Source organism: Streptomyces sp. NPDC043867, from assembly GCF_056435845.1.
Map to the genome: position 1 here is coordinate 1 of NZ_JBWKDS010000009.1, position 20,552 is coordinate 20,552.

14 protein-coding genes are annotated in these 20,552 nt (G+C 71.1%); 7 read left to right on the top strand and 7 right to left on the bottom strand.

Features of this window, described 5'->3' with window-relative positions; translation table 11 throughout:
• Positions 1-210 precede the first annotated feature (210 nt).
• The 4 genes from AC069T_RS11190 (at position 211) to AC069T_RS11205 (ending at position 3,842) form a co-directional block, all read left to right on the top strand.
• Positions 211-1,155: a MerR family transcriptional regulator gene (locus AC069T_RS11190; RefSeq protein WP_478782483.1), complete on the top strand. Its 945-nt coding sequence runs from the start codon at positions 211-213 to the stop codon at positions 1,153-1,155.
• A 134-nt stretch (positions 1,156-1,289) separates the two neighbouring features.
• Positions 1,290-1,838, top strand: coding sequence for an RNA 2'-phosphotransferase (locus tag AC069T_RS11195; RefSeq protein ID WP_478782647.1), 549 nt, complete (start codon positions 1,290-1,292; stop codon positions 1,836-1,838).
• A gap of 63 nt (positions 1,839-1,901) precedes the next feature.
• Positions 1,902-2,813, top strand: a complete 912-nt coding sequence (locus tag AC069T_RS11200) for an LLM class flavin-dependent oxidoreductase (protein WP_478782484.1) — start codon at positions 1,902-1,904, stop codon at positions 2,811-2,813.
• A 141-nt stretch (positions 2,814-2,954) separates the two neighbouring features.
• Entirely contained in the window at positions 2,955-3,842 is an 888-nt protein-coding gene (locus AC069T_RS11205) for a Cof-type HAD-IIB family hydrolase (RefSeq protein ID WP_478782485.1), read from the top strand.
• Between the two features lie 21 nt (positions 3,843-3,863).
• Here AC069T_RS11205 and AC069T_RS11210 read toward each other — a convergent pair whose 3' ends face one another.
• The 6 genes from AC069T_RS11210 to hisC form a co-directional block, all read right to left on the bottom strand.
• A complete protein-coding gene (locus AC069T_RS11210) occupies positions 3,864-4,910 on the bottom strand; it encodes a M23 family metallopeptidase (RefSeq protein ID WP_478782486.1) in 1,047 nt (348 codons plus the stop codon).
• A 236-nt stretch (positions 4,911-5,146) separates the two neighbouring features.
• On the bottom strand, positions 5,147-6,865 hold the full coding sequence (locus AC069T_RS11215; protein ID WP_478782487.1) for a sensor histidine kinase: 1,719 nt from the start codon (positions 6,863-6,865) through the stop codon (positions 5,147-5,149).
• A 92-nt stretch (positions 6,866-6,957) separates the two neighbouring features.
• Positions 6,958-10,515 (bottom strand): thiol reductant ABC exporter subunit CydD, encoded by a 3,558-nt coding sequence (cydD, locus tag AC069T_RS11220; RefSeq protein WP_478782488.1) that lies wholly within the window; start codon positions 10,513-10,515, stop codon positions 6,958-6,960.
• Between the two features lie 101 nt (positions 10,516-10,616).
• Positions 10,617-11,621 (bottom strand): cytochrome d ubiquinol oxidase subunit II, encoded by a 1,005-nt coding sequence (gene cydB, locus AC069T_RS11225; protein ID WP_478782489.1) that lies wholly within the window; start codon positions 11,619-11,621, stop codon positions 10,617-10,619.
• A gap of 20 nt (positions 11,622-11,641) precedes the next feature.
• The gene (locus tag AC069T_RS11230) at positions 11,642-13,147 is read right to left on the bottom strand and encodes a cytochrome ubiquinol oxidase subunit I (protein WP_478782490.1); all 1,506 of its coding nucleotides are present in this window, start codon (positions 13,145-13,147) and stop codon (positions 11,642-11,644) included.
• Between the two features lie 473 nt (positions 13,148-13,620).
• Positions 13,621-14,700 carry a histidinol-phosphate transaminase gene (hisC, locus tag AC069T_RS11235; protein WP_476752977.1) on the bottom strand — a complete coding sequence of 360 codons (1,080 nt, stop codon included), beginning with the start codon at positions 14,698-14,700 and terminating at the stop codon, positions 13,621-13,623.
• A gap of 421 nt (positions 14,701-15,121) precedes the next feature.
• Here hisC and AC069T_RS11240 point away from each other — a divergent pair, with 421 nt between their 5' ends.
• From AC069T_RS11240 to AC069T_RS11250, 3 genes are all read left to right on the top strand, one after another.
• Positions 15,122-16,234 (top strand): LacI family DNA-binding transcriptional regulator, encoded by a 1,113-nt coding sequence (locus tag AC069T_RS11240; RefSeq protein WP_358852280.1) that lies wholly within the window; start codon positions 15,122-15,124, stop codon positions 16,232-16,234.
• Between the two features lie 211 nt (positions 16,235-16,445).
• Positions 16,446-17,531 (top strand): metallophosphoesterase, encoded by a 1,086-nt coding sequence (locus AC069T_RS11245; protein ID WP_478782648.1) that lies wholly within the window; start codon positions 16,446-16,448, stop codon positions 17,529-17,531.
• A gap of 182 nt (positions 17,532-17,713) precedes the next feature.
• Positions 17,714-18,580 (top strand): hypothetical protein, encoded by an 867-nt coding sequence (locus tag AC069T_RS11250; RefSeq protein ID WP_478782491.1) that lies wholly within the window; start codon positions 17,714-17,716, stop codon positions 18,578-18,580.
• A 147-nt stretch (positions 18,581-18,727) separates the two neighbouring features.
• On the opposite strand, the gene thiC is transcribed toward AC069T_RS11250, so the two are convergent.
• Complete coding sequence (gene thiC / locus AC069T_RS11255) at positions 18,728-20,530, bottom strand: phosphomethylpyrimidine synthase ThiC (protein WP_478782492.1); 1,803 nt, start codon at positions 20,528-20,530, stop codon at positions 18,728-18,730.
• Positions 20,531-20,552: the final 22 nt, after the last annotated feature.

Genomic DNA, 20,552 nt, shown 5'->3' on the forward strand with positions numbered 1-20,552 from the left:
GGAGTCGACGCGGAGCGTCGGCGACCGACGACAACGCCGCAGATGTGCGTGCCAGACCCCGCGACGCCGGCATGATCCAAACGACAGGCCCTAGACGCGGCACGCGCCGCACCCGGGCGGCGGGTGCGACGCGGCGGCGCGGGAGTCGGGCGTACGGAGCGGCGCGGCGGCACGGAGCGGCGGCCGCAGGGAAGGGCAGGGAGCGTGAGCGTGGACGGCGAGCCGGCCGGCATCGCGTACCGGATCGAGGACCTGGCGCATCACAGCGGCGCCACGGTCCGTACGATCCGCGCCTACCAGGACCGGGGCCTGCTCCCCCGCCCGGAGCGCCGGGGCCGCGCCAACGTCTACTCGGACGCGCACCTGGCCCGGCTCCGGCAGATCGCCGACCTGCTGGACCGCGGCTACACGCTGGCCTCCATCAAGGAGCTCCTGGAGGCCTGGGACGCGGGCCGGGGACTCGGCGGGGTACTCGGACTCGTCGCGGAGGTCGACGGGCCGTGGACGGACGAGGAGGCGGTGCGGATCTCCCGGGCCGAGCTGGCCGAGCGGTTCGGCGGCCACCCGGACGACGGGGCCGTCGCGGACGCGGTCGAACTGGGCGTACTGGAACGCGTCCCGGGGGAGGACGAGACCTTTCTCGTGCCGAGCCCCCAAGAGCTGGCGGTGGCAGCCGAGTTGTTCGGGGCCGGCGTACCGCTGTCGGCAATCGCGAGTCATCTGCGGGAGTTGAGGGGACAGGTCGAGCACATCGCTTCCCGTTTCCTGGAGTTCACCACCGAGCACGTCTTCGCGCGCTATCTCGGCGAGCATCGGCCGACCGACGCCGAGGCGACCGAGGCGGCCTCGCTCGTCCGTCGGCTGCGGCCTCTCGCCCAGCAGTCCGTGGACGCCGAACTGGCGCGGGCCATGCGCCTGTTCGCCACCCGGCATCTGCGCCGGCACCTCGGTTCGGGTCAGCCCGTGGAACCCCCGGTGGAGACGCGCGAGGTGATCCTGCCGGCCGACACAATGCGGGCGGTGGAAAGGCTGGTTGGCGCGGACCACGCCGCTGCCTTCATTGCGGCGGCGGCCGAACGCGAGGTGCGGAAAAGGACCTTGGACGCGCTCGCCGCAAAGGGGCTTCAGGACAACGGGATTGGCGAACCCCCCTGATGTGCGCGACAGTTGTCCACAGAATCGTCAATTTGCCTGTGGATAAACGCACTTGGCTGTGGACCAAACCTCCGCCCCGAAATCAATCGCGTGATCAGCGTCTCACCAGGCACCCTGGCGGCATGAGTGAACAGATGGATGACAGACGCACCGTGAAGGTGTCGAAGTACCTCTCGAAGCACCTGCGGCACCAGCCCGAGCGGATCGGGCTCACGCTCGGGGAGGGCGGCTGGGTCGAGATCGAGACGCTGATCGCCGCGGCCGCCGAGCACGGCTTCAGCTTCAGCCGCGCCGAACTCGACCACGTCGTCGCCACGAACGACAAGCGGCGATTCGCGGTCGAGGGCACCCGGATCCGCGCCAGCCAGGGCCACTCCGTCGATGTCGACCTCGGGCTGCCCCCGGCGACCCCGCCCGCGTACCTCTACCACGGCACCGTCGCGCCGAGCCTGGACTCGATCCGCGCCGAGGGGCTCCGGCCGATGAACCGGCACGACGTACATCTGTCGGCCGACCGGGAGACCGCCACGCGCGTCGGCGCCCGCCGGGGCCGGCCGGTCGTCCTCTCCGTCGACGCCGGCGCCATGCACCGTGACGGTCACGTCTTTCGCGTCAGCGCGAACGGCGTCTGGCTCACGGCCGAGGTGCCCCCGTCCTACCTGCGCTTTCCCGCAGCGCACTGACCAAGGGCCCCGCGGACGACCCGGCGGACTCCGCCACCGCACGGCTCCGCTTACGCTCGACGCATGAGTCTGCGTCTGAGCACCGTGATCCTTCCGCATCTCCGCTGGCACGAGGGCGGGCGGGCGGCCTGGCAGCGCGCGGAGCAGCTCGGCTTCCACACCGCGTTCACGTACGACCACCTGTCCTGGCGGACCTTCCGCGACGGCCCGTGGTTCGGCGCCGTGCCCACTCTGACCGCCGCGGCCGCCGTCACCGACCGCCTCCGTCTCGGCACACTCGTGACCTCGCCGAACTTCCGGCACCCGGTCACGCTCGCCAAGGAACTGATCTCCCTCGACGACATCTCGAACGGCCGGATCACCCTGGGCATCGGCGCGGGCGGCACCGGCTTCGACGCCACCGCGCTCGGCCAGGAGCCCTGGACACCGCGTGAGCGTGCCGACCGCTTCGGCGAGTTCGTGCCGCTGCTCGACCGCCTGCTGACCGAGGACGGCACCGACGGGGTGACGTACGAGGGCACGTTCTACTCGGCGCACGAGGCACGGAACATCCCGGGCTGTGTGCAGCGCCCCCGGCTGCCCTTCGCGGTGGCCGCCACCGGACCGCGCGGACTGAAGCTCGCCGCCCGGTACGGACAGGCGTGGGTGACGACCGGCGACCCCAAGCTGTTCGAGACGGGCACGTCCGAACAGTCGGTTCAAGCCATTCGCGGGCAGGTCGAGAAGCTGGGTGCCGCCTGTGCGGCGGACGGCCGCGACGTGGCCGGGCTGGACAAGGTCCTCCTCACCGGTTTCACCCCGGACCGCGGCCGCCCGCTGGAATCCCTGGACGCCTTCGTCGACTTCGCCGGCCGCCACGGGGAGCTGGGATTCACCGACCTCGTGATCCACTGGCCCATCCCGGACTCGGACTTCGCGGCCGACGAGAAGGTCTTCGAGCGGATCGCCCTGGAAGCCCCGGCGCAGTTGCGGTGACCGCCCGCCACCACGGGTCTTCGTCCACGCGAAGGTACGACGGAGCCCCCGTTCCCCGGCCGGACGACAGCGGAAGGTGACTCCCCTGGTGGGTACGGTGACCACTCACCTGTGCGGGCCCCCGCACGGGCGTGCACGCATATGCGGGAGAATGACGACGTGACCTCAGCGACTCGACGGCCCGAGATCCCGGCCTCCACCGTTTTGCCCCGGCTGATCGCCACGGATCTCGACGGCACCCTGCTCCGCGACGACAAGACGGTGTCCGAGCGCACGATCGCCGCCCTCGCCGCCGCCGAGGAAGCGGGCATCGAGGTCTTCTTCGTCACCGGCCGCCCGGCGCGCTGGATGGACGTCGTCAGTGACCACGTCCACGGTCACGGCCTGGCGATCTGCGGCAACGGCGCCGCCGTGGTCGATCTGCACGGCGGTCCCGGCGCCCACCGTTTCGTCAAGGTCCGCGAGCTCGAACCCCCGGCCGCCCTCGACGTCGTCCAGCTGCTGCGCTCCGCCGCCCCCGGCACCGCGTGCGCCGTGGAGCGCACCTACGGGCTGCACCTCGAACCGTCCTACCCGTCGCTGCACATGGAACCCCCGGAGACCGTCGCCCCCGCGGAGAAGCTGCTCGCGGCGGACGCCCTCGACGCCGACCAGCCGGTGCTCAAGGTGCTCGCCTACCATCCGGACCTCGCTCCGGACGACTTCCTCACGCTCGCCCGGCTGGCCGTCGGCGACCGGGCCAACGTCACCCGCTCCAGCCCGAGCGCCCTGCTGGAGATCAGCGGTCCCGGCGTCTCCAAGGCCAGCACGCTCGCGTTGTGCTGCGCCGAGCGCGGCATCTCCCACGAGGAGGTCGTCGCCTTCGGGGACATGCCGAACGACGTCGAGATGCTCACCTGGGCGGGCCAGTCGTACGCGATGGGCAACGCCCACCCCGCCGCGATCGCCGCGGCCTCCGGGCGCACGGTCGCCAACAACGAGGACGGGGTGGCGGTCGTGATCGAGCGGATACTCGCGGATCGCTTCTGAGACCGGCCGCCGTCCCCGCGCCTACAGTTCCACCCCGTGCCCGGCCAGCCACGCCACGGGGTCGACCGCCGATCCCATGTCCGGCGTGACCCGCACCTCGAAGTGCAGGTGGGGACCGGTCGAGTTGCCGCTCGTCCCGGACTGTCCGACCCACTGGCCGGGTCCCACCCGCTCTCCCTGGTCGACGGTGACGGCCGCGAGGTGCGCGTACTGGGTGTAGTAGCCGCCCGGATGCTCCACCACGACCTCGATGCCGAAGGGGCCGCCGCACGACACCCGCTCGACCCGTCCGGCACCGACCGCCCGCACCGGCGTCCCGATGGGCACCGCGAAGTCCTGCCCGGTGTGCCGGTTCGCCCAGCGCTCACCACCGCTGCCGAACCCGGCGGAGAGGTCGTACGTCTCCAGCGGCGCGAGCCACGACGCCGTGGAGCCGGTCTCCGGCTGGTCGAGCCGGACGGCGCCCCGGCAGGAACCCGCCGCGACCGACGCGTCGGCCTGTCCCTGCAGCGTGGCCCGCGCCTCGTCCAGCTTCGCGGTGATGGTCCGCTTCACCTCGGCGAGCTCACCGGTGAACCTGTCCAGCGCCTGCCACTCCGCGGCCGACCTCGCCTCGTCCGCGGCGAGCCCGGCCTCCGCACGCCGGCTCCTGGACACGGCGTTGCCGACGCTGAGTTCCGCCCGGCGCAGGGCCCGGTGACCGCGCATCAGCGCCTCGGGGCTGTCCGCGAGCAACATCTGCACCGTGTACGGCAGCCCGCCGCCCTGGCGGTACTGGGCACGCGCGATCCGGCCGAGTTCCCCGTGCAGTACGGCGACCCCCTGCCGCTCGTGCCGGAGGCGCTCCTCAGCCCGCTGCGCCCTGGCTCGCAGGGCGTCCGCTTCCCGCCTCCCCTGCTCGTACCGCCGTGTCGCCACGGCGGCGTCCTCGTACAACCGCGCCACCTGGGCGCTGACGCCGGCCCCGTCGCCGGGTTCGCCGCCGGCCGCCGGGGGCCGCGCCGCGAGAACCGCGAGCGTGCTCAACAGGACCGGCACGAGGAGGAGCGGACGACGGGGTGAGCGCATGCCAGCGATCGTGTCCCGTGCCGGTGCCCGCGGTCCTGTTCACCTCGTACGCATGGGGGACCCGGCGCCACGGAAGGACCACCCGGCTCGGCCGAACAGGGGTCCTGCTCGGGCGTGTTGCGCCCAGGCGGCACACCGACCTGCTACGGCCCACCCCCCGTCCCACGGCTCGGCACACGACGGGCCGTGGGCGACGGAGCCGTGTCCCACCGCTCGGTGCGCGGTGAACGGGCGGTTCAGTACGGCGCCTGCCACACCACCGTCGTACCGCCGCCGTTCTCGCCGATGCCCGGCCCGTACCAGCTGTCCCCGCCCAGCGACTCGGCGCGCCGTTTGAGGTTCAGCAGGCCGCTGCGCCGGCCGTTCTCGGGAATGCCGACGCCGTCGTCCGCGACCGAGAGCCGCACGCCCTGCTCCCCGTCCGGCAGGACGGCCGCCGCGTCGACGGTGACGTCGATGCGGCAGGCACCGGCGTGCCGGAAGGCGTTGGAGAGTGCCTCGCGCAGGGCGGCGATGAGGTTCTTGCCGGTGAGCTCGCCGACCATCGTGTCGACGGGGCCGGCGAAACGGTGTGCGGGCCTGAAGCCGAGGGGGACGGCGGCCATGTTGATCTCGCGCAGCACCCGGGTCCGCAGCCCGGAGGGCTCCTCGGCCGGTCCCCGTTGCAGCGCGAAGATCGCGGTGCGGATCTCCTGGATGGTGACGTCGAGTTCCTCGACCGCCTTGCCCACACCCTGGCGCACCTCCGGCACGGCCGACCGCCGCTGTGCGCTCTCCAGCATCATCCCGGTGGCGAACAGCCGCTGGATGACGAGATCGTGCAGGTCACGGGCGATCCGGTCACGGTCCTCGTACACGGCGAGACGCTCCCGGTCGCGCTGCGCCTCCGCCATCATCAGCGCGAGCGCGGCCTGTGAGGCGAACTGTCCGGCCAGCGTGCGCTCGCTCTCCGTGAAGGGGCGGGCACCCGGCCCACGCGGTGTGACGAGGGCTCCGAGGACCCGTCCGCCGCTCTGCAGGGGCAGCATCATGGCCGGCCCGTACTCGCGGGCGAGGTCGGTGAGCATCCGCGGATCGGTGGCCGCGTCCTCGACGAACACGGGCTCGCCGCCGAGGACGTCGGCGACGATCTCGCTCTCCGGCGGGACGACGACGCCGAGGGCCCGCGACGGATGGTCCGAGGCCACGGCGACGATCCGCAGGCCTCCCTCGTCCGCGGGCAGCAGCACGATCCCGGCCGCGGAGCCGGACAGCCGCCGGGCCTGCTCGGCGACGACCTGGAGAGGGTCCTCCCCGTCGCCGCCGGACAGCAGTGCGGTGGTGACGGCCACCGAGCCGTCGATCCAGCGCTCGCGCTGCCTGGCGGCCTCGTACAGGCGGGCGTTGCCGACGGCGATGCCCGCCTCCGTGGCCAGCACCCGCAGCACGTGGACGTCGTCCTCGCCGAACGGACCGCCGCCGTGCTTCTCGGTCACGTACAGATTGCCGAAGATCTCTCCCTGCACGCGGACCGGAACGCCGAGGAAGCTGCGCATCGGGGGATGATGTTCCGGGAACCCGCAGCAGCGCGGATCGTCCGCCAGGTCGGCGAGCCGTACGGACTCCGGTTCGTGGATGAGCGCGCCGAGCAGACCCCGGTGCCCGTCGGGCAGTCGGCCGATGCGCCGGGCGGTCTCCGCGTCCACCCCGTGATGGACGAAGTCGGCGAGACCCCCGCCGTCCTCGGCGACGACCCCGATGGCCGCGTACCGGGCGTCCGTCAGCGCGGCCGCGGTCTCGCAGATCCGGTCCAGCGTGGAATGCAGCTCGAGGCCCGTGCCGACGGTCCGCATCGCCTTCAGGAGCTGCGGCACGCGTGCCGTCAGCTCCGCGGAGAGACCTCGGAGTCCACGTGGCGTCCGGACCGCCGCGCCCGGTTCACCGAGCGGGTCGGGCGAGGCGGGGGCTGCTGACATGACTAGAGGGTAGTTAGTCCGATTTGCAAGGGAAAGTCGAGATGTGTCGAGTGGCCGGGAGCGGCCCCCGGGGAGGGTCGTCCGGTCGCGCCTCAGCGTCCTGCCGCCGCGACGAGCGCCTCGCCGTCCGCCTCCCGCTTCCGCATCTCCCGCAGCGGCCCTTCCGCCGCCACCAGTTCGGCGTACGGTCCCCGCTGCACGACGCGCCCTTCGGCGAGCACGATCACCTCGTCCACCGCGTCGAGTCCGGCCAGCCGGTGGGTGATCAACAGGGTCGTACGGCCCTCGGTCGCGGTGAGGAGGTCGGCGGTCAGCGCGTCGGCCGTCGGGAGGTCGAGATGTTCGGCGGGCTCGTCGAGGACGAGGACGGGGAAGTCGGCGAGCAGGGCCCTGGCCAGGGCGAGCCGCTGACGCTGGCCACCCGACAACCGCGCTCCGTGCTCGCCGACCAGCGTGTCGAGCCCGTCGGGGAGGCCGTCCGCCCAGTCGAGCAGACGGGTCCGTGCGAGCGCGTCCCGCAGTTCGGTTTCGGTGGCGTCCTTCCGGGCCAGCAGCAGGTTCTCGCGCAGGGAACTGTCGAAGAGGTGGGCGTCCTGCGCGCACAGCCCGACGGACCGCCGTACGTCGTCCCCGTCCATCGTGCGGGCGTCCACGCCGCCCAGCGTGTACGTGCCCGCCGCCGGGTCGAGGAAGCGCAGCAGCACCTGGGCCAGAGTCGTCTTGCCGGCACCGGAGGTTCCGACCACGGCGACCCTGCGCCCCCGGTCCAGGTCCAGGCCGAGCCCGGTGAGCGCGTCCCGGTGCTGCCCGGCGTGACGGGCCGCGAGCCCCCGCACCCGTACCGGGAACGGCGACGCGGGCGCCGGCTGCGGCCGCTCCGGTTCCCGTACGGGCTCGGGAGCGTCCAGCACCTCGTACACACGCTCGGCGCTCCTGCGCACCCGCTGCCGGTACTGGACGGCGAGCGGCAGCCCCAGTACGGCCTCGAAGGCGGCCAGCGGGGTGAGGACGACGACGGCCGTCGCAACCCCGCCCAGCCGCCCGTCGGCGACGGCCTGGACGCCGACGAGGGCTGCGGCCGTCACCGTCAGCCCGGACACGAGGGCGGTGAGGCCGTCACCGAGCGCGGTGGCGGTGGCGGTGCGGGAGGCGATGCGCGTGAGGACGGTGTCGGCCCGGCGGGCCTCGGCGGTACGCGCCGGGAGGGCACCCGCGACCGTCAGCTCGGCCGTCCCCGTGAGCAAATCGGCCACCCGGGTCGCCAGCACCCCGCGGGCGGGGGCCAGCCTGCGTTCCGCTCGGCGCGCCACGGCACCGGTCAGCAGCGGGACACCGATGCCGGCCGTGAGCAGCCCGAGGGCGAGGACGGCGCCGGCCTCGGGCAGCAGCCACGCGGTGAAGCCGACGGAGGCGGCGGACACCAGGAGGGCGGCCCCGGCGGGGAGCAGCCACCGCAGCCAGTAGTCCTGAAGGGCGTCCACGTCGGCGACGAGGCGCGACAGCAGATCACCGCGCCGTGTCGTGCGCAGTCCGGCGGGCGCCAGCCGTTCGAGCCGCCGGTAGACGGCGACCCGGGTGTCGGCCAGCATCCGCAGCACCGCTTCGTGCGACACCAGCCGCTCCGAGTACCGGAACACCGCCCGCCCGATCCCGAACGTCCGGGTGGCCGTCACGGCCATCATCAGATACAGCACGGGCGGCTGCTGGGACGCCCTGGAGATGAGCCACCCGGAGGTCGCCATCAGCCCTACGGCACTGCCGAGCGCGAGGCTGCCGAGCAGCAGGGCGAGAGCGAGACGCCCACGCCGTGCCCCCGCCATGGCCCGCACACGCGCGAGCACGTCCTCGCGGCCCTGCCGGACGAGTACCCCCCGCCTCCCCTGCCCGGCGGACGTGCTTCCGCCCTCCGCTGTCGGGCCGGATTCCGTGCCGCCTACCCTCGGCACGGTCACCGATTCGCCGGTTTCCTGTACCTCCCGGTCCGCCGTACGCGCGGGACGGGAGACTGGAGCGGCCGCCTGGGGCGACGGCAGCCGAACCACCCGGTCGGCCACGCCCAGCAGCGCGGGCCGGTGGACGACGAGAAGCACCGTCCGTCCCACCGCGAGCCGCCGCACCGCCTCCACGATCTCCGCCTCCGTCGCCCCGTCCAAGGCGGCCGTCGGCTCGTCGAGGAGCAGCACGGGCCGGTCGGCGAGGAACGCCCGGGCCAGGGCGACCCGCTGGCGCTGACCGGCGGAGAGTCCCGCGCCGTCCTCCCCGAGGAGCGTGTCGGCACCGTCGGGCAGGGCGTCGACGAACTCCAGCGCACCCGCGTCTGCGAGCGCCCGCCGGACCGCGCCGTCGTCCGCGTCGGTACGGGCCAGCCGTACGTTGTCGGCGATGGACCCGGCGAAGAGATGGGGCCGCTGCGGGACCCAGGCGATCCGCGAGCGCCACTCGGCTGGATCCGCCGAGGCGAGGTCGACTCCCCCGGCCAGCACCCGTCCCGCGGTCGGCTGCACGAATCCCAGGAGCACGTTCAGCAGCGTCGACTTGCCCGCGCCGCTCGGTCCGACGAGGGCCACCGTCTCGCCCCGCTCGACTGCGAACGACACCTCGGACACCGCGTCGGACGACCGCCCGGGATAGCGCACCGTCACGTCCTCGAAGCTGATCCGCCCTTCCGGCGCGACGAGCGGGCCGGACACCGGTGCCGGGGTCTCCAGCACCGAGAAGATGTCCTCGGCCGCCGCCACGCCCTCGGCTGCCGCGTGGTACTGCGCACCGACCTGGCGCAGCGGCAGGTAGGCCTCCGGTGCGAGGACGAGGATGACCAGTCCCGTGTACAGATCCATCTCGCCGTGCACCAGTCGCATGCCGATGGTCACCGCGACCAGGGCGACGGAGATCGTGGCGAGCAGTTCCAGTGCGAAGGACGAGAGGAAGGCGATCCGCAGCGTCCGCATGGTCGCCTGCCGGTACTCCCCGGTGATGCGCCTGATCGACTCGGCCTGCGCCTTGGCCCGGCCGAACACCTTGAGCGTCGGCAGCCCCGCGACGACGTCGAGGAAATGGCCGGACAGCCGCGAGAGCAGCTGCCACTGACGGTCCATCTGGGAGCGCGTGACCCAGCCGATCAGCACCATGAACAGCGGGATCAGCGGCAGGGTGGCGACGATGATCGCCGCGGACACCCAGTCCTCCGTGACGATCCGGGCGAGCACCGCCACCGGCACGACCACCGCGAGCCCGAGCTGCGGCAGATAGCGGGAGAAGTAGTCGTCGAGAGCGTCGACTCCTCGCGTGGCCAGGGCGACCAGCGAGCCGGTGCGCTGCCCGCTCAGCCACCCGGGGCCCAGCTGAGTGGCACGCTCCAGCAGTCGGCCCCGCAACTCCGACTTCACCGCCGCACTCGCCCGGTGCGCAGCGAGTTCCGTCAGCCAGGAGACGACCGCGCGTCCGATCGCGACGAGCGCCAGCAGCATCAGCGGGGTGCCCAGTTCACCGGCCGAGTCACCGTGCTGAAAGGCACCGACCACGATCTCGGCGATGAGCATCGCCTGGGCGATGACCAGAGCGGCCCCGACGGCGCCCAGTCCGACGATTGCCACCAGGAAGAGGCGGGTGGCGCGGGCGTACCGAATCAGACGCGGGTCGATCGGTTTCACGTGAAACACACCCTCGGTTCAACGGGTGCGGTCCGGGCGGAACCGCACCTTTTGGTCCAGACGGCATGTTTCACGTGAAACATGCCGCTCGATGCGCGGGCTCAGTGCGCGGCGTCCGCGATGTGCTGCGTGCCGATCCGCTTGCGGAACACCCAGTAGGTCCACGACTGGTAGAGCAGGACCAGCGGCGTGGCGATCCCCGCGCACCAGGTCATGATCTTCAGGGTGTACGGGCTGGACGAGGCATTGGTGACCGTCAGACTCCAGTCCGGGTCCAGCGAGGACGGCATGACGTTCGGGAAGAGCGTCAGGAAGAGCATGGTGACGGACGCCACGATGGTGAGCCCCGAGAGCGCGAATCCCCAGCCCTCACGCCCCGCCCTGACCGCCCCCAGCGCCGCGACCAGGGCGGCCACCGCCACGGCCATCGCGACCAGGGACTTGCCGTCCCCGTTCTCCACCTGCGTCCAGAGCAGGAACAGCACCGCCAGCACGGCGCTCGCCGAGCCCACCCGGAGCGCCAGACTGCGCGCCCGCTCGCGGATGTCCCCCACGGTTTTGAGACCGACGAAGACCGTCCCGTGGAAGGTGAACAGTGTCAGCGTGACCAGGCCGCCCAGGAGCGCGTAGGGGTTGAGCAGGTCCCCGAGAGTGCCGACGTACTCCATGTCGGAGTCGATCTTCACCCCGCGCACGATGTTGCCGAAGGCCACACCCCACAGGACCGCGGGAATCAGCGAGGTCCAGAAGATCGCGGTCTCCCAGTTGCGCTGCCAGCTCTCCTCGGCCCGCTTGACCCGGTACTCGAAGGCGACTCCGCGCACGATCAGGCAGAGCAGGATGACCAGCAGCGGCAGATAGAACCCGGAGAAGAGTGTCGCGTACCACTCAGGGAAGGCGGCGAAGGTCGCACCGCCCGCGGTGAGCAGCCACACCTCGTTGCCGTCCCATACGGGACCGATCGTGTTGATCAGCACCCGCTTCTCGGCGCGGTCGCGGGCGAGCAGCTTGGTGAGCACCCCGACTCCGAAATCGAAGCCCTCCAGGAAGAAGTAGCCGGTCCACAGGACGGCGATGAGGACGAACCAGACGTCGTGAAGTTCCATGACTCAGCAGCTCCCTGGGCCTAGTAGGAGAAGGCCATCGGCTTGTCGGCGTCACGGGAGTCGCCGCCGATCCTGGTGGGCGGGTTGAGGTCGGACTCGGTGAGCTCGGGTGGTCCGGCCTTCACGTACTTCACGAGCAGCCTGACCTCGATGACGGCGAGGATCGCGTACAGGGCCGTGAAGGCGATCATCGAGGTGATCACCTCGCCCTGGGAGACGCCGGGGGAGACGGCGTCACGGGTCTGCATCACGCCGTAGACGACCCAGGGCTGCCGGCCCATCTCGGTGAAGATCCAGCCCCAGGAGTTGGCGATCAGCGGGAAGGCCATCGTCCAGAGCGCCGCGAGCCAGTACAGGCGGGCCAGCCTCGACCCCAGCGGTTGCTTCCACAGCACCAGCTGCGGCACCTCGTCCTCACCGGTCCGGTGGGCTGTCGGCAGCAGGAACTTCTTCCGCGTGAGCCACAGTCCCAGCAGGCCGAGCGCGAAGGACGCCATCCCGAAGCCGATCATCCACCGGAAGCCCCAGTAGGCGACGGGAACGATGGGCTTGTAGTCGCCGGGGCCGAACTTCTCCCGCAGGTCCTTGTTGGTGTCGTTGATGCCGGGCACGTACGACTCGAAGTCGCTGTGGGCCAGGAACGACAGCAGGCCGGGTATCTCCAGGGCGACCTTGTTGTGCCCCTCGTCGACGTCCCCGTACGCGAACACGGAGAAGGGCGCCGGCTTCTCGCCGTCCCACAGTGCCTCGGCAGCGGCCATCTTCATCGGCTGCTGCTCGTACATGACCTTGCCGAGGGTGTCTCCGCTGACGGCGGTGAGCAGGCCGCCGACCGCCAGGGTGACCAGCCCGAGCCGGAGTGAGGTGCGCATCACAGGTATGTGCTTCTTGCGCATCAGGTGGAAGGCGGCGATGCCCACCATGAAGGCGCCGCCCGTCAGGAACGCGGCCGAGAAGCTGTGGAAGACCTGGTTGAGCGCGGTGTTCTGGGTCAGGACCCGCCAGAAATCGGTGAGCTCCGCCCGGCCCTTCTCCTCGTTCATCCGGTAGCCGACCGGGTGCTGCATCCACGAGTTGGCCGCGAGGATGAAGTACGCCGACAGCAGCGTGCCGACCGAGACCATCCAGATGCAGGCCAGGTGGATCTTCTTCGGCAGCTTGTCCCAGCCGAAGATCCACAGCCCGATGAAGGTGGACTCGAAGAAGAAGGCGATCAGGGCCTCGAAGGCCAGCGGGGCACCGAAGACATCACCGACGAAGCGCGAGTAGTCGGACCAGTTCATGCCGAACTGGAACTCCTGCACGATGCCGGTGACGACCCCCATCGCGATGTTGATCAGGAAGAGCTTCCCCCAGAACTTGGTGGCCCTGAGGTACTTCTCGTTCTCCGTGCGCACCCAGGCGGTCTGCAGGCCGGCGGTGAGCGCGGCGAGCGAGATCGTCAGGGGGACGAAGAGGAAGTGGTAGACGGTGGTGATGCCGAACTGCCAGCGCGCCAGTGTCTCCGGCGCAAGAGCCAATTCCACGTCGTCAGTCTCCTTACGTCACCGCCGTGCTTCCGGCGGCCGCTAGCCCTCTTTGTCACGCACATCACGGAGCAAACGGGGCACGCTTGTGAACGCGTTCACATTCACAAGCAATTATGACGCATACCCGTTCGAAGCTTGACCGGCGGGGGGCCCGTAAGCGGGACCAGTTGCCCTTGAGCACAAAGAGGCAGGTCAGGGGACCCGGGCGTCCTCGCGACCGTCCGCGACGGCGATCCCGTACGCGCGGAGCTCATGGGCGACGGCGATAGCCTCCGCCGGGCCGACAAGGACCGCAGGCCCACGAGGACCACCCCTGGAGACCCTCCCGGGGGGGGGCGCCCGGAGAAGGGGACCGCTCAGGAAGGGCCCCGTTGGAGAAAGGCCCCGAGGGAACGGCCCCGGACGAGATGCCCGGGGCCGGGGCCGCTCGGGAAGGGCACCCTAGGCGCCTCTCCCGGAATCGGCGGTGGCTAGAAGTCCTTGCGGAACCCCTCCGCCACCTTCAGGAAGATGTCGTTCGCCTCCGCCTCGCCGATCGTCGCCCGCATGCCCTCGCCGGCGAACGGCCGCACGACGACACCGGCCTGCTCACAGGCGGCGGCGAAGTCGAGCGTGCGCTCCCCCAGCCGCAGCCAGACGAAGTTCGCCTGCGTCTCGGGCACCGTCCAGCCCTGACCGCGCAGCGTCTCCACCACTCTCTGGCGCTCGCACACCAGGGAGCCGACCCGGCCGAGCAGCTCGTCCTCGGCCCGCAGCGAGGCGATGGCCGCCTCCTGGGCGAGCTGGCTCACTCCGAAGGGCACGGCCGTCTTGCGCAGCGCGGCGGCGACGGGCTCGTGGGCGATCGCGAAGCCGACCCGCAGGCCCGCGAGGCCGTACGCCTTGGAGAAGGTGCGCAGCACGCACACGTTGGGCCGCTGCCGGTAGATCTCGACACCGTCCGGCACCTCGGGGTCGCGGATGAACTCCCGGTACGCCTCGTCGAGGACCACCAGCACATCACTCGGTACCCGGTCGAGGAACCGTTCCAGCTCGGCCCGGCGCACCACGGTGCCGGTGGGGTTGTTGGGGTTGCAGACGAAGATCAGCCGGGTCCGGTCGGTGATCGCGTCCGCCATCGCGTCCAGGTCGTGCACGTCGCCCGGCGTCAGCGGCACCCGCACCGAGGTCGCTCCGCTGATCTGCGTGATGATCGGGTATGCCTCGAAGGACCGCCAGGCGTAGACGACCTCGTCGCCCGGCCCGCTGGTCGCCTGCAGGAGCTGCTGGGCGACCCCGACCGAGCCGGTGCCCGTGGCCAGGTCCGAGAGGGGCACACCGAAGCGGTTCGACAGCTCGTTCATCAGGCCCGTGCAGGCCATGTCCGGGTAGCGGTTGAAGGACCCGGCGGCGGCGGTCACACTCTCCATCACGCCGGGCAGCGGCGGGTAGGGGTTCTCGTTCGACGACAGCTTGTAGGCCACCGGTCCGTCGGCCGCGGCGGCCTTGCCGGGCTTGTAGGTGGGGATCCCCTCCAGCTCGGCACGCAGCTTGGGGCTCGTCTCGCTCACCGCAGTCCTCCTCGCGACCACCACCGGCTCATGACCTTCGACCGGCATCCAATGCTTCTCACCTTATGAGGATTCGGGCCCGCTGCGAATGGGCTGTGGACAGCCGCCCGCATCCGGACGGTCATCCCCACCCGAAGCCGCACGAGCAGTGCAAAACAGGGGGGCGCGTCGTTCGCATCGCCACGCGCCGGTGGCTCGCGCCGTGGCGCGCGTCCCTCGTGAAGGTGAGTTGAGACCTCTTCGAAACCTGGCCAACTTGGCAGGCCCATGCGCGCCGACAAGTCACGTACTGGCATTGGATCGTTCAAAGGCCATTCTTTCCAAGGCAGTTGGGGCTATTTGATCATGCAGAAACGTGACTGTCAACGCGTGCATATGCGTCCGCACTACCCCACCGCATGAGCCCTACTATCGGCTCGCCATGACAGCAGCAGGGAAGCACCAGGTGAGCCGGGCGGACACTCCCCGCCGAGGCGGACGGCCGGGCCGGGCGGGCATCAGAGACGTGGCCGCCGCCGCCGGAGTCTCCATCACGACCGTCTCCGACGCCCTCAACGGCAAGGGCCGGCTGCCGGACGCCACCCGACGCCATGTCCGAGAGGTCGCCGACCGGTTGGGCTATCGCCCCTCCGCCGCGGCCCGAACGCTCCGCACCGGCAAGTCAGGGCTCATCGGCCTGACCGTCACGACGTACGGGGATGAACCTTTCACCTTCACCGAGTTCGCCTACTTCGCGGAGATGGCCAGGGCCGCCACCTCCGCCGCCCTCGCCCGGGGCTACGCCCTGGTCATCCTGCCCGCCACCTCCCGCCACGACGTGTGGTCGAACGTCGCCCTGGACGGCACGGTGGTCATCGACCCGTCCGACCACGACCCGGTGGTCAGCGAGCTGGTCCGCCAGGGCTTACCCGTCGTCTCCGACGGCCGCCCGGCCGGCTCGCTCCCCGTGACCGCCTGGGTCGACAACGACCACGAGGCGGCCGTCCTCGGCATCCTCGACCACCTGGCCGACGCCGGCGCCCGCCGGATCGGCCTCCTCACCGGCACCACCACGGACACCTACACCCACCTCTCCACGAGCGCGTATCTGCGCTGGTGCGAGCGGGTCGGCCAGGACCCGGTGTACGAGGCCTACCCGGCACACGACCCGTGCGCCGGCGCCGTCGCCGCCGACCGGCTGCTCGCCCGGCCCGACCGCCCCGACGCCGTCTACGGCCTCTTCGACCCGAACGGCACCGATCTGCTCGCCGCGGCCCGCCGCTACGGCCTGCGCGTCCCGGAGGACCTCCTGCTCGTCTGCTGCAGCGAGTCCACCGTCTACGCCAGCACCGAACCGCCCATCACCACGCTCTCCCTGAAGCCGCGCCGGATCGGCACGGCCGTGGTCCAGCTCCTCATCGACGCCATCGAGGGCCTCGAATCGGACCGTCCGGTCGAGCAGGTGATACCGACGGAACTGATCGTGCGTACGTCCTCCGAGCGACGTCCGCCCCGTACGACGGTCAGCCCGCCCAGGTCGCCGGAGGAGGGCTGAGTCACCGGGCGATGGCGCCGGGTCATGCGTGACGGGCCGGCGCCGGGCGGTAAGCACCTCCCAATTCGGGCGAAAACCACGGTGAACCGAAGTGTTGTTCCGATTCACCACCCCTGGGTCATCACATGGCGCGATCCGCATTCCTATGATGGGCGGACGACACCGCGGGCCGCTGCGACCAGGCAGTCCGATGCGGTGCAGCTGCGGCGCGATGGTGGAGGGGTCGATGACTCAGGGGGCCGGTCAGGGACCCGAGGTGGTGCGCACGGCGACGCTGCGCGACTTCCGGGTTCCCGCGTACGTCCACGAGACCGGTCCGTACGCGCAGAGCTCGCCCCCGGAGGAGGGCGTGCCGGCCGCCCCGGAACCGGCGGAGTACACGCCCACGCAGCGCGACCTGCCCGTCATCAACCGAGGTGACACGCTTCAGGTCGCCGTCGATCCGGCCGCCGCGCCGGCCCCTCAACCCGCCGAAGGGCCCGGTCCGCTGTACGTCGTCGGCGACGTCCACGGCTACCTCGACCAACTCGTCGCCGCCCTCCAGGCGCAGGGCCTCGTCGACGCGGCGGGCAGCTGGTGCGCGGGCACGTCCCGGCTGTGGTTCCTCGGCGACTTCACGGACCGCGGGCCGGACGGCATCGGTGTCATCGACCTGGTGATGCGGCTGTCCGCCGAAGCTGCCGCGGTCGGCGGCTACTGCAAGGCACTCATGGGCAACCACGAACTGCTGCTCCTCGGCGCCAAGCGGTTCGGCGACACCCCCGTCAACTCCGGTGCGGGCACCGCCACCTTCCAGGCCGCCTGGCTGCTCAACGGCGGTCAGAAGACCGACATGGACCGTCTCCAGGACCACCATCTGCAGTGGATGGCCCGCCTGGACGCCATGGAGATCTCCGACGGACACCTCCTGGTGCACTCCGACACCACCGCCTATCTCGACTACGGCGACTCCATCGAAGCGGTCAACGACACCGTCCGCGAGACCCTCACGCGCAACGACGCCGACGAGTGCTGGGACCTCTTCCGCAAGTTCACCAAGCGCTTCGCCTTCCGCGACGACGGTGGCGCCGAGGCGGTCCGCTCGCTCCTCGACACCTACGGCGGTGCCCGCATCGTCCATGGTCACAGTCCGATTCCCTACCTGCTGGGCGAGGTCGGCTCGGAGGACGGCGAGGACAGCGCGGGCCCCACGGTCGAAGGCCCGCACATCTACGCCGACGGACTGGCCATCGCCATGGACGGCGGAGTGACCATGGCCGGAAAGCTGCTGGTCCAGCAACTCCCCCTGGACGCCTGAACGGTCGACGGTCAGGCATCCCCCGCGAAAGGACCCCGCTGGCCAGGGGGCAATTTCCGGAAACCCCCTGTCACCGTGTACCCTCCCCGCTCTACCATCGGCTTGTCCGTAGCAGGCTCCCCTCCGTTTCTGCCCGACGGCTCGTCAGCGTGCGAGCCACCAGCCCTACGGAGCATCGGGGGATGCACATGAACAGCGTTCCGCAGCACCTGCTGAGCGAGGACCGCCAGGACTACGAGCGGCTCCTCGATGAGGCGCTGCGCTCCGCACCACACCGTCCGGAACTCGCCGCTGTCGGCGAGCGGCTCAACCCCGAGCAACTGCGCACGATGGCTCTCGACGCCACGGCTCTCATCACGGCGGCCGCGGCGACCGAGTACCAGCGCTATGTGAAGGTCCGCCAGGACCTGCGCCACCCGGCGCCGACTGCCCCGCCCGTGCGCGAGGAGCCGGGCTCCGCGGAGCCCGGCGCGAGCACGGTGGGGCTCGCCACCAGCGTGGGGGAGGTCGCCGAGACGGCCGGAGCCGGTGCCGTCGCCGTCGTCGCGGTGCTCGCTCCCGTTCTCGCGGGGACGGCCGCGGCGATATTCCTGCTCGTGGGCTACCTCCTCAAGTTGCTCGATCCGGAGCCGGCTTTCACCGGCACCCTCCTGACCACCGGGTGGGTCTTCGGCGCGGTCACGGCCGCAGCGATCCTGGTCGCCGGGGTGGGACTCCTGCTCACCGCGCTGCGCGACGGCGGCTCCTCCCTCCAGGCGGACGACCGGGGCGAGGTGAACGAGGAGGTGGACCGGGCGGGGGACGCCTGGCGGGAGGCCCTGCTGGAGCGCGGCATCCTGCCGTTCCTCCGGGAGGCACTGGCCGGTACGGAGACGCCCGCCGTGCACCGCACGTCCCCGGAACGGACCGGCCGTATGCCCCACCTGGGGTACAACCGGCCGGGGTTCAGCAGCCCGGACGGCGGCCCCGCGGCCGGTCCCCGTCCGAGCTACAGCAGTCCGGACTTCTCCAGCCCGGACTTCGGAGGCCCGGAACACCAGCCGGAGTGACACCCGGCCGGACGGCTCCCCGAAGCGGCGATCCCGCCTGCGCACCAGTGGGCCGGGACACCGGTCACGGAAACCGGCGGTGAGCCGCGGCGGCGTCCCGCCGGGCCACCGCCCGTGGGACACCGCCGTGCACTCGGCCGGCCGGGCTCAGTCCGCCAGCGGGAGATAGACCCGGTTGCCCGCCGCCGCGAACTCCTTGGACTTCTGCGCCATGCCCTCCTCGATCTCCGCCGGCGACCCCCCGTGCTCACGGCGGATGTCGTGCGAGATCTTCATGGAGCAGAACTTCGGCCCGCACATCGAGCAGAAGTGGGCCGTCTTGGCGGGCTCGGCCGGCAGCGTCTCGTCGTGGAACTCCCGCGCCGTGTCCGGATCGAGGGCCAGGTTGAACTGGTCCTGCCACCGGAACTCGAAGCGGGCGTCGGACAGTGCGTCGTCCCACTCCTGCGCGCCCGGGTGCCCCTTGGCGAGGTCCGCCGCGTGAGCCGCGATCTTGTACGTGATGACGCCGGTCTTCACGTCGTCACGGTTGGGCAGTCCGAGGTGCTCCTTGGGCGTGACGTAGCAGAGCATCGCCGTGCCCCACCAGGCGATCATCGCGGCACCGATGCCGGAGGTGATGTGGTCGTACGCCGGGGCGACGTCCGTCGTCAGCGGGCCGAGCGTATAGAACGGAGCTTCATCGCATATCTCCTGCTGAAGGTCGATGTTCTCCTTGATCTTGTGCATGGGGACATGCCCCGGGCCCTCGATCATGGTCTGTACGTGAAAACGCTTCGCGATCCTGTTGAGTTCCCCGAGCGTCCTCAACTCCGCGAACTGCGCTGCGTCGTTGGCGTCGGCGATCGACCCGGGCCGCAGCCCGTCGCCGAGCGAGTACGTGACGTCGTAGGCGGCGAGAATCTCGCAGAGTTCCTCGAAGTTCTCGTAGAGGAAGCTCTCCTTGTGGTGCGCGAGGCACCAGGCCGCCATGATCGAGCCGCCTCGCGAGACGATGCCGGTCTTGCGGTTGGCGGTGAGCGGCACGTACTGCAGACGTACGCCCGCGTGGACCGTCATGTAGTCCACGCCCTGCTCGGCCTGCTCGATGACCGTGTCCTTGTAGATCTCCCAGGTGAGCTCCTCGGCACGGCCGTCGACCTTCTCCAGCGCCTGGTACAGCGGCACGGTGCCGATGGGCACGGGGGAGTTCCGCAGCACCCACTCGCGGGTGGTGTGGATGTTGCGCCCGGTGGACAGGTCCATGACCGTGTCCGCGCCCCACTGGGTGGCCCAGGTCATCTTGTCCACCTCCTCCTCGATGGAGGACGTGACCGCCGAGTTGCCGATGTTGGCGTTCACCTTCACCAGGAACCGCTTGCCGATGATCATCGGCTCGATCTCCGGGTGATTGACGTTCGCGGGCAGGACCGCCCGGCCGGCGGCGATCTCCTCGCGGACGACTTCGGGGGCGACGTTCTCGCGGACCGCCACGAACTCCATCTCGGGGGTGATCTCGCCTCGGCGGGCGTACGCGAGTTGCGTGACGGCCTCTCCGGGTCGCCCCCGGCGCGGCTGACGGGGCCGTCCGGGAAAGACCGCGTCCAGGTTGCGCAGCCCGCCTCGTGGTGAGGTGTGCTTGATGCCGTCGTCCTCGGGGCGCACGGCACGGCCCGCGTACTCCTCGGTGTCACCGCGCGCGATGATCCAGTTCTCGCGCAGCGGCGCCAGTCCCCTGCGTACGTCGGTGTCGACGGCCGGATCGGTGTACGGGCCGGAGGTGTCGTACAGCGTGACCGACTGCCCGTTTGTGAGGTGCACCTGACGGACCGGCACCCGCAGGTCGGGGCGCGAACCCTCGACGTACGCCTTGTGCCATCCGATGGACTTCCCGGCCTCGCCGTTCGGGAGCGAGGCGGGTGCCCCGTCCGTCTGGCTGGAGACAGGCGTGCTTACGTCCTTGTTGGTCATGAGACCTACTCCCTACGCCGGC